Below are 2,693 nucleotides of genomic sequence, written 5' to 3'. Positions count from 1 at the left end.
ATGACGGCGAGCGCGAGGAGCATGCCCGCGACCCGCCTGCCGCGCCGGCGGCGGCGGCGCGGGCGATCCCCGCCCGCCGCCGCCTTGTCGTCGAGGGTGGCCGTGGACATCAGGAGCCGCCCTGGCCCATCTGGGGCAGGAACTCCTTCGAGCACTTCTCCTGCGCGGCCTTGAAGTCCGGGTCGTCGCCGGCCTCACCGGTCATGCGCAGCGCGCCGCCGTCAGGGTCGGGGAAGGCCTCGACGCCGTTGTCCCGCATGCACTGGGAGAACTTGCGCATCTGCTCGGCCATCTTGGGGTCCACCTTCCCGCCCGGGCCACCGCCGTTCGGCGCGTACTGCTTGCAGGCCTCCTGCGCCTTCTGCGCCGTCTCCGGGGAGATGCTCTTGTCCATCTTGAGCATGACCCCCTTGCCGGGCTCGGGGTCGTCCATGGGGACGCCGTTCTCGCGCATGCACTGGGCGAACTTGAGCCCCATCCCCGCCCGGTCCACGCTGGCCGAGGCGCTGGGGGCGGCGGCCGGTTTGCCGCTGCTCACCGATGCCACGTCGGAGCCCGCCGGGTCGTTCGCGCCGCAGCCCGCCAGGGCCAGCGTCAGCGCGAGCGGGATCGCGGCCAGGATGCCTCGTCGTCTCATGGTCTCCTCTTTCTCTGATCGGCTGTACGAGACGAGAGCCAACAGCGCACGCCGTTTCCCCGGCGTTTCCATGGGTGCTAACGCCGAACAAACAGCGCACCCGGCACGATCGCCCCAGTACATGACCGAAGGGGACGAGGGCGCGATGCGGGTGCTGGTGGTCGAGGACGAGCGCATGCTCGCCGACGCGATAGCCGAGTGGCTGCGCGAGGAGACGCACGCGGTCGACACCGCGCACGACGGGGAGGCGGCGTTGGAGCGCATCGCGGTCAACGACTACGACGTGGTCGTCCTGGACCGTGACCTGCCGCTCGTCCACGGTGACGACGTCTGCAGGGAGCTGGTCGAGTCCGCGTCGACCGCGCGGGTGCTGATGCTCACCGCCGCCGCCGAGATCGGCGACCGGGTGACCGGGCTCTCCCTCGGCGCCGACGATTACCTGTCCAAGCCGTTCGCCTTCCCCGAGCTCGCGGCCCGCGTCCTGGCGCTCGGGCGGCGCTCGCGTCCGGCCGCGCCGCCGGTCCTGCGGCGCGCGGGGATCACCCTCGATCCCGCGCGGCGGGAGGTGTTCAGGAACGGCAGGTACGTGCCGCTGTCGAAGAAGGAGTTCGCCGTGCTGGCCGAGCTGCTGCTCGCCGACGGGGCCGTGGTGCCCGCCGAACACCTGCTGGAGAAGGCGTGGGACGAGCACGCCGACCCGTTCACCAGCGCGGTCCGCCTGACCATCCTCAAGCTGCGCCGCAAGCTCGGCGAGCCGCCGGTCGTGGAGACTGTGCCGGGAGTGGGGTACCAGATCGCATGACCACTCCCACGCTCCGCGCCCGGCTCACTCTTGTGTACGGCACGCTGTTCTTCGTCGCGGGACTGACGCTGCTCGGTGTCACGTACTTGCTGTTCAACCAACAGCTCGCGCAGAAGAAGATGTCCATCCTCGTCAGAGGCACAGACCTAGGCCCGCTGGACCCCGACAAGGCCATGGACTGGGCCGCGCAGCAGGAGAGCCTGCTGCGCGGCGCCGCGACCACCTCGTTGCTCACCCAGGGCGCGATCGCGCTGCTGGTGGTCGGCTGCGCGGCGGTGGCGGTGGGGTGGGTGGTCGCCGGACGGGTGCTCACCCCACTGCGCCAGGTGACCGAGACCGCGCGGCGGATCGCGGCCGCGCCGGTCGCCGAGCGCGGCCTGCACGAGCGGATCGCACTGGACGGCCCGCCCGACGAGGTGAAGGAGCTGGCCGACACCTTCGACACCATGGTCGAACGGCTGGACCACTCCTTCGACGGGCAGCGCAGGTTCGTCGCCAACGCCTCGCACGAGCTGCGCACCCCGCTGACGCTGAACCGCGCGCTGGTGGAGCTGGCCATGCACCGCCGTACGGCCTCGGCCGACGTCAAGCAGCTCGGCGAGAGCCTGCTGGAGATCAACGCCAGGCACGAGCGGCTCATCTCCGGGCTGCTGCTCCTGGCCCGCGCCGAGCACGAGATCGGCGATCGGTCACCCGTGGATCTGGCCGACGTGGTGAGCCACGTGGTCGCGCAGGCCACCGCCGAGGCCACGGAGTCGAAGATCACCCTGCACGAGGCGGCCGGGCCCGCGCCGACCAGCGGGGACGCGCTGCTGCTCGAACGGCTGGTGCACAACCTGGTCGAGAACGGCATCCGGCACAACATCGACGACGGCACCGGCTGGGTGCGGGCCGTCAGCCGCATCGCGTATGACGGCCGCGTCGAGGTGGAGGTCAGCAACACCGGGCCCGCCGTGCCGCCGTACGAGATCCCGACGCTGTTCAAGCCCTTCCGGCGGCTCGGCCCCGAACGCGTGGTGACGGCCAAGAGCGCGGGGCTGGGGCTGTCCATCGTGCGCTCGATCGCGCTCGCGCACGGCGGCGAGGTCTCGGCCCGTCCCCGCGAAGGCGGCGGCCTGATCGTGACAGCCACCCTCCCGCCCCAGAGCCCGGCCCACCACTAGTGTCCCGCGTCTGAAATTCGTCGGCAATATCGAGCGAGGGATTCGAGGATCTCGTCGGCGGTCTTGGTCCAGACGAACGGCTTCGGGTCGT

General features: G+C 71.2%; 3 protein-coding genes. 2 read left to right on the top strand and 1 reads right to left on the bottom strand.

The annotated features are described in order from the left end of the window. Positions 1-109: 109 nt before the first annotated feature. On the bottom strand, positions 110-637 hold the full coding sequence (locus AB0B61_RS57390) for a hypothetical protein (RefSeq protein ID WP_358450827.1): 528 nt from the start codon (positions 635-637) through the stop codon (positions 110-112). Between the two features lie 145 nt (positions 638-782). Here AB0B61_RS57390 and AB0B61_RS57385 point away from each other — a divergent pair, with 145 nt between their 5' ends. Then, positions 783-1,439: a response regulator transcription factor gene (locus AB0B61_RS57385; protein ID WP_358450830.1), complete on the top strand. Its 657-nt coding sequence runs from the start codon at positions 783-785 to the stop codon at positions 1,437-1,439. Continuing rightward, positions 1,436-2,602: a HAMP domain-containing sensor histidine kinase gene (locus tag AB0B61_RS57380; protein ID WP_358450824.1), complete on the top strand. Its 1,167-nt coding sequence runs from the start codon at positions 1,436-1,438 to the stop codon at positions 2,600-2,602. The genes AB0B61_RS57385 and AB0B61_RS57380 overlap by 4 nt, the downstream gene beginning before the upstream one ends. Positions 2,603-2,693: the final 91 nt, after the last annotated feature.

This window comes from Nonomuraea sp. NPDC049158 (genome assembly GCF_040648335.1).
Taxonomy (GTDB): domain Bacteria; phylum Actinomycetota; class Actinomycetes; order Streptosporangiales; family Streptosporangiaceae; genus Nonomuraea.
Note: the sequence above shows the minus strand (reverse complement) of the source record. Positions and strands in the feature narration are given on the sequence as shown.

Excerpts from the sequence above, each read along its gene's own strand:
- AB0B61_RS57390 (WP_358450827.1), bottom strand. The coding sequence starts at position 637 with ATGAGACGACGAGGCATCCTGGCCGCGATCCCGCTCGCGCTGACGCTG.
- AB0B61_RS57385 (WP_358450830.1), top strand. The coding sequence starts at position 783 with ATGCGGGTGCTGGTGGTCGAGGACGAGCGCATGCTCGCCGACGCGATA.
- AB0B61_RS57380 (WP_358450824.1), top strand. The coding sequence starts at position 1,436 with ATGACCACTCCCACGCTCCGCGCCCGGCTCACTCTTGTGTACGGCACG.